We start from the raw sequence: 7,160 nt of genomic DNA on the forward strand, positions 1-7,160 counted from the left end.
CCCACCAGCCCGACGGCCGCAAAAAGTTTTCAGGATATCATCCTCACCCTGCATGGCTTCTGGGCCAGGCAGGGCTGCGTGATTCTGCAACCCTATGACATGGAGATGGGGGCGGGGACCTTCCACCCCGCGACCACCCTGCGCGCCCTGGGGCCAAAGCCCTGGCGCGCGGCCTATGTGCAACCCTCGCGGCGGCCATCCGACGGGCGGTACGGGGAGAATCCGAACCGTTTGCAGCATTATTATCAGTATCAGGTGATTGTGAAGCCGAGTCCCGCCGACGCGCAGGAGCTGCTGCTGGCGAGCTACGACGCCATCGGTATCGACCGCGCCAAGCATGACATACGCTTTGTGGAGGATGACTGGGAAAGCCCGACGCTGGGCGCCTGGGGGCTTGGCTGGGAGGTGTGGTGCGACGGCATGGAGGTCGGGCAGTTCACCTATTTCCAGCAGGTTGGCGGCATCGCGGTGGATTTGCCGAGTTTTGAGATGACGTATGGGCTGGAACGCCTCGCGATGTATGCACAGGGGGTTGAGAATGTTTATGACCTCGACTTCAACGGCGCGGGGGTGCGTTACGGCGATGTGTTTCTGCGGGCGGAGAAGGAATATTCGGCGCATAATTTTGAGTTCGCCAATACCGATATGCTGATCCGCCATTTTGCCGATGCTGAAGGAGAATGCGCGGCGCTGGTGGGCCATGGCTTGGCGCTGCCGGCGTATGACCAGTGCATCAAGGCCAGCCATCTGTTCAATCTGCTGGATGCGCGCGGGGTGATCTCGGTGGCGGAACGCGCCTCGTATATCGGCCGGGTGCGGGCGCTGGCGAAGGCCTGCGCCGAGACCTGGGTTGCCGGGGAGACTGCGTGATGCCAAAGTTTTTTCTGGAACTTTTCTCCGAGGAAATCCCGGCGCGGATGCAAAAAGCCGCCGCGCAGGAGTTGCGCAATATTTGCGTGAATATTTTCGGGGAACTCGCGCCCAGCCATATTCGCGGCTTTTATGGTCCCCGCCGGATTGTACTTGCCGCCTCCATTGCCAGCGAAAAGCGCGGCGGGGTGGTGGAAGCCCGTGGCCCGCGCGACAGCGCACCGGAAGCAGCCCTTCAGGGGTTTCTCGGCAAACATGGCGCGAAGCGTGAAGATGTGGTGGCCGAGGGGGGGTATTTTGTGCTTCGGCGCATGATGCCCGCCGTGGGCGCCGCGCAGCTGCTGCGGGAGGCTTTACCCGGAGAGCTGGCCAAATTCTCCTGGCCCAAATCCATGCGCTGGGGCCAGGGGGGAGCCTTCACCTGGGTGCGCCCGCTGCGCCGGATTGTCTGCCTGCTTGATGGCGAGGTGATCCCCATCACCCTCGGCCCCGTGACCGCGAGCAACGAGACCGAAGGCCACCGCATCCACGGCCCCGGCCCCATCGCCGTGTCTTCCTTTGAAGTCTGGGAAGAAAAGCTGCGTGAACACAAGGTCATCGTTGACCAGGACGAGCGCCGCAAAGCCATCGCCGACGGCCTGGCCGCCAAGGCGGCCGAGCTTGGCCTCACCGTGGCGCCTGACGAAAACCTGCTCGATGAGGTCAACGGGCTGGTGGAATGGCCGGTGCCGCTGATCGGCCGGATTGACGCGCAGTTCATGGATTTGCCGCCGGAAGTGCGCGAACTCTCCATGAAGGTGAACCAGAAATATTTCGCCCTGCGTGATGCGGCGGGCAACCCGGCGCCGTATTTCGCCTTTGTTGCCAATCTGGAGGCAACGGATGGCGGTGTGGCGATTGTTTCAGGCAATGAGCGGGTGCTGCGGGCGCGGCTGGCCGATGCGCGGCATTTCTGGGATCTGGACCTGAAGACGCCGCTGAATGAGCTGCTGCCCAAGCTGGAGAAGATCACTTTTCACGCCAAAATCGGCACGCAGCGGCAGCGCGCGGAGCGGATTGGCGCGCTGGCGGCCAGGATAGCGGGTGAGCTGGGGGGGGATGCGGAGCAGGCGCGGTGGGCCGGGCTGTTGTGCAAGGCGGATCTCGTCACCGATATGGTCGGCGAGTTTCCTGAGTTGCAGGGCGTCATGGGCGGTTATTATGCCGAAAGGGCGCCCAAGGGCTGGGACGGCGCGATTGTTGGTCCGGCGATAAAGACCCACTACCAGCCGAAAGGGCCGTCGGACGCGGTGCCCACCGGCACCGTCGCCATTGCCGTCGCCTTGGCGGACAAGCTGGATACGCTGACCAGGTTTTTTGAGATCAACGAGAAGCCCACCGGCTCGGGCGACCCCTATGCGCTGCGCCGCTGTGCGCTGGGCGTGATCCGGATTATTCTGGAGAACGGGCTGCGCCTGCCGCTGAAGCCGCTGCTGGGCGGGGATGAGAGCCTGTTTGACTTCGTCATCGAACGCCTGCGGGTGAAATTACGAGGCGAGGGCAAGCGGTTCGACGTGCTGGATGCGGTGCTGGCGGCGGGGGCAGATGATGACCTCGTGCGGGTGATGAAGCGGGTTGAGGCGCTGGGCGGGTTGCTGGACACCGAGGACGGCCGGAACCTGCATGCGGCGTACAAGCGGGCGGCGAATATTCTGCGCATTGAGGATGCCAAGGATGGCCCGCATACGGCCGAGCTGGTGCTGGGGGCTTTGCCGCTGCCGGAGGAGGAACAACTGCGCGATGCCCTGCCATATATTGAGGCGGAGACATTAAGTGCGTTCCGCCAGGAGAATTTCGGGCTTGCGGTGGCGGGGCTGGCCAGCCTGCGCACCACCATCGATGCGTTTTTTGACAAAGTGACAGTGAACGACCCGGCGCCGGAATTACGCCGCAATCGCTTGCGATTGCTCGCGCGGTTCCGGGATACCGTTAACATTATTGCTGATTTTTCCAGAATTGAAGGTTGAGGGAGTAAAATTATGACCAAATGGGTTTATAACTTTGGCGCCGGCGTGAACGACGGCAATGCCTCACTCCGGAACCTGCTGGGCGGCAAGGGCGCGAACCTGGCGGAGATGGCGAGCATCGATCTGCCCGTTCCTCCTGGTTTCACCATCACCACCGAGGTGTGCACCGCCTATTACGAGAACAATGAAACCTATCCGGCGGATTTGAAACCGCAGGTGGACGCGGCGCTGGCGCGAATCGAGGCTGCCGTTGGCCGCAAGTTCGGCGACAAGGAGAAGCCGCTGCTGGTTTCGGTGCGCTCGGGCGCGCGCGTTTCGATGCCGGGGATGATGGATACCGTGCTCAACCTGGGCCTGAACGATGTGACCGTGCAGGGCTTGGCCACCGGCTCGGGCGACCCGCGCTTTGCCTGGGATTCGTACCGCCGGTTTATCCAGATGTACGGCTCGGTGGTGCTGGGTGTGGATCATCACCGGTTCGAGGAGATCATTGAGCAGGCGAAGCTGGATGCCGATGTGATCGAGGATACCGCGCTGACGCCAGAGCATTGGCAGCAGGTGGTGGAAGGCTACAAGGCGATGGTTGCCGAGGAGATCGGCCGGCCCTTCCCGCAGGACCCGCAGGACCAGCTCTGGGGCGCGATTTCGGCCGTTTTCGGCTCGTGGATGAACCCGCGCGCCAATGTGTACCGCCGTTTGCATGATATTCCGGCGAGCTGGGGCACGGCGGTGAACGTGCAGGCGATGGTGTTCGGCAATATGGGCGAGGATTGCGCCACCGGCGTGTGCTTCACGCGTGACCCCTCAACCGGGCTGAACGAATTTTACGGCGAGTATTTGGTGAACGCGCAGGGCGAGGATGTGGTGGCGGGTATCCGCACGCCGCGGCCGCTCTCCCAGGTCTATGCCAAGCCGGGCGAGGTGAGCATGGAGGTGGCGCTGCCGGAAGCCTATGCCGAGCTGAACAAGGTCCGCGATGTGCTGGAGAAGCACTACAAGGATATGCAGGATATCGAGTTCACCGTGCAGCAGAACAAGCTCTATATGTTGCAGACCCGCGCGGGCAAGCGCTCGGCCGCCGCCTCGTTGCGCATTGCGGTGGAGATGGCTGAGAGCGGGCTGATTGACCGCAATACCGCGATCATGCGCGTGAATCCGGCCTCGCTGGACCAGCTGCTGCACCCCACGCTGGATCCCAAGGCGACGCCGAAACTCTTCGCCAGGGGCCTGCCGGCCTCGCCGGGGGCGGCTTGCGGCGCGGTGGTGTTCTCGGCCGATGAGGCGGAGATGCGCGCGCAGAAGGGCGAGTCGGTGATTCTGGTGCGCATCGAGACCAGCCCGGAAGATATTCATGGCATGCACGCGGCACGCGGCATTTTGACCACGCGCGGCGGCATGACCAGCCACGCGGCGGTGGTGGCGCGCGGCATGGGGCGGCCCTGCGTTGCCGGGGCTGGCAGTATTTCGGTTGATTATGGCGCGCAGACGCTCTCGGCTGCTGGTGTCGTGATCCGCGCGGGGGAAATCCTGACCATCGATGGCGCCACCGGCGAGGTTTTCGCCGGTACGGTGAAAATGATCGAGCCGCAGCTCTCCGGTGAGTTCGGTACGCTGATGGGGTGGGCCGATGAGGTGCGCCGCCTGAAGGTGCGCACCAATGCGGAGACCCCGCTGGATGCCGATACCGCGCGCAAGTTCGGCGCCGAGGGGATCGGCCTGTGCCGCACCGAGCACATGTTCTTCGACCCGTCGCGGATTTCCGCCGTGCGCCAGATGATCATGGCCAAGGATGAGACCGGGCGCCGCGCCGCGCTGGCCAAGCTGCTGCCGTTCCAGCGGAATGACTTTGTGGCGCTGTTCAAGATCATGGAAGGGCTGCCGGTGACTATCCGTCTGCTCGACCCGCCGCTGCATGAATTTCTGCCGCATGGCGAAGCGGAGCTTGCCGAGGTGGCTGAGGCCCTGGGTATGGATGCCGCCGAGATGAAGACGCGCGCCGAGGAGCTCTCGGAGACCAACCCGATGCTCGGCCATCGCGGCTGCCGGCTTGGGGTGTCGTATCCGGAGATTTACGAGATGCAGGCCCGCGCGATTTTCGAGGCGGCGATCGAGGTTGCCAAGACCGCCAAGGCGCCGGTGCCCGAGATCATGATCCCGCTGGTGGGCGTGAAGCGCGAGCTGGATATCACCCGCGCGCAGATCGAGAAGGTGGCGAAAGAGGTGTTTGCCGAGACCGGCAAGAGCGTTGAATACTCGATCGGCACCATGATCGAGCTGCCGCGCGCGGCCCTGACCGCCGATTCCATCGCTGAGGCGGCGGATTTCTTCTCGTTTGGCACCAACGATCTGACGCAGACGGTGTTCGGCCTCTCGCGCGATGATGCGGGCAAGTTCCTGCCGCATTATGTGGAGCAGGGCATTCTGCCGAAAGATCCGTTCGTCTCTATCGACGTTGATGGCGTGGGCGCGCTGGTGCGTATTGCCGCCGAGAAGGGCCGCAAGACCAAGCCCGGCATCAAGCTTGGCATCTGCGGCGAGCATGGCGGCGACCCGGCTTCCATCGCGTTCTGTGAATCTGTTGGACTGGATTATGTTTCCTGCTCGCCCTACCGCGTGCCGGTGGCCCGCCTGGCGGCGGCGCAGGCGGCGATTGAGCGCACGGAAACGCATTTCCGGGATAAGTGAGCGCCAAGCTGTCCAGGGGAGGTCATCCCCTGGATGGCGGCGGGGTTATGCGAATTTTAGGATCAAAAACCCGCCGACGATGCCGAGCGCGACCAGGCCGGTGACGAAGCCGAGGCGTTTTTCAATGAATGCCTGTGCGGGTTCGCCGAATTTGCGGAGCAGCGCGGCCTCGAGCAGGAAGCGCGCGCCGCGGGTAGCCAGGCTGGCGAACATGAACAGCGGGAAGCTGAAGGCGGCGGCGCCGGCGGCGATGGTGACGATTTTATAAGGGATGGGGGTGAGGCCTTTGATGAGGATCACCCACAGTCCGTATTGCGCGAATTTCTGCTGGAAGGCGGTGAAGGCCGCCTCGTAATGGTAGAAATGGATGATCGGCTGCGCCAGCTTGGCGAGCAGGAAGAAGCCGATGGTGTAGCCAAGCGCGCCGCCGAGGACGCTGCCCAGCGTGGCGATGAGCGCGAACCAGAACGCCTTGCGCGGCTGGGCCAGGGCGAGGGGGATCAGCAGGGCGTCGGGCGGGATGGGGAAGAAGCTGGCCTCGGCGAAGGCGATGGCGAACAGCCAGAAGGGAGCGGCGGGGCGTTCAGCCAGGGCGATCACATGGTCATAGGTTTTACGGAGCATGGGGCCTGCTCTGCCACAAGGCGTGGGGGCGGGCAAATGACAACTTGGTTGGTTATACCGGTAGTGTCACCCTTGCGCGCAGGCCGCCGCCGGGCAGGTTTTGAAGTGTGATGTCGCCGCCGTGAGCGTGGAAAATGTTGCGCGCGATGGACAGGCCGAGGCCCGAGCCGCCGGTTTCGCGGTTGCGGCTGGTCTCCAGCCGGCGAAAGGGTTCGAAGACGGCTTCCATGGCCTCGGGCGCGATGCCGGGGCCGTTGTCTTCGATGTCGGCCTGGATGAAGTCCCGGGGCAGGCGGCGCAGGGTGATGCGCGCGCCGCCGCCATATTTGAGTGCGTTGCCGGTGAGGTTGGTGAAGGCGCGCTTCAGCCCCAGGGGGCGGGCGTGGATGGTGAGATGGTCGGGGCCGTTGTAGCTCAGGGAGTCGGCCTGCTCTGGGTTGCCGTCGGCGGCTTCGTCGAGAATGGTGCGCAGCAGGATCGCAAGGTCCAGCCGGGTTAAGGGTTCGGTGGTGGTGATGTCGCGGCCGAAGGCCAGGGTGGCGGCGACCATGGCCTCCATCTCGTCGAGGTCAGCCAGCATTTTCTGGCGCTGTTCGTCGTCCTCCATGTATTCGGCGCGCAGTTTCAGCCGGGTGATGGGGGTGCGCAGGTCATGCCCGATGGCGGAGAGCAGAAAGGTGCGGTCCTCGACGAAGCGGCGGATGCGCGCGGCCATGGTGTTGAAGGCGATGGCGGCGGTGACGATTTCCGAGGGGCCGCTCTCGGGCAGGGCAGGGGCGTTCACGACATCGCGCCCCAGGCGCTCGGCGGCTTCGGCCAGGGTGCGCACGGGGATGAGGAGCTTGCGCACGGCCCAGAAGATCATCGCGGCGCCCAGGGCTGTCATGACGATGAAGGCGGAGGCGAAGCTCGGGGAGCGCCAGGGTTTTGCGGGGTTGAGGCGCGAGGTGATGGTGAGCCAGGCGTTGGGCTGGG

5 protein-coding genes are annotated in these 7,160 nt (G+C 64.1%); 3 read left to right on the forward strand and 2 right to left on the reverse strand.

From position 1 onward, the window contains the following. Positions 1–36: 36 nt before the first annotated feature. The 3 genes from HKL97_RS09040 to ppdK are packed head-to-tail and all read left to right on the forward strand — an operon-like array spanning position 37 to position 5,561. Positions 37–870: a glycine--tRNA ligase subunit alpha gene (locus HKL97_RS09040; RefSeq protein WP_291424567.1), complete on the forward strand. Its 834-nt coding sequence runs from the start codon at positions 37–39 to the stop codon at positions 868–870. Next, positions 870–2,876 carry a glycine--tRNA ligase subunit beta gene (gene glyS / locus HKL97_RS09045; RefSeq protein WP_291424559.1) on the forward strand — a complete coding sequence of 669 codons (2,007 nt, stop codon included), beginning with the start codon at positions 870–872 and terminating at the stop codon, positions 2,874–2,876. Before HKL97_RS09040 ends, glyS begins: the two co-directional genes overlap by 1 nt. A gap of 12 nt (positions 2,877–2,888) precedes the next feature. Continuing rightward, positions 2,889–5,561 (forward strand): pyruvate, phosphate dikinase, encoded by a 2,673-nt coding sequence (ppdK, locus tag HKL97_RS09050; protein WP_291424561.1) that lies wholly within the window; start codon positions 2,889–2,891, stop codon positions 5,559–5,561. Positions 5,562–5,606: 45 nt separating this feature from the next. Here ppdK and HKL97_RS09055 read toward each other — a convergent pair whose 3' ends face one another. After that, complete coding sequence (locus HKL97_RS09055; protein ID WP_291424563.1) at positions 5,607–6,185, reverse strand: YqaA family protein; 579 nt, start codon at positions 6,183–6,185, stop codon at positions 5,607–5,609. Positions 6,186–6,237: 52 nt separating this feature from the next. Next, positions 6,238–7,160: ATP-binding protein (locus tag HKL97_RS09060; RefSeq protein ID WP_291424565.1), on the reverse strand; the 923-nt coding region annotated here is incomplete at its 5' end.

It is taken from the genome of Acidocella sp. (genome assembly GCF_013044125.1).
In the GTDB taxonomy this organism is placed as follows: Bacteria; Pseudomonadota; Alphaproteobacteria; order Acetobacterales; family Acetobacteraceae; genus Acidocella.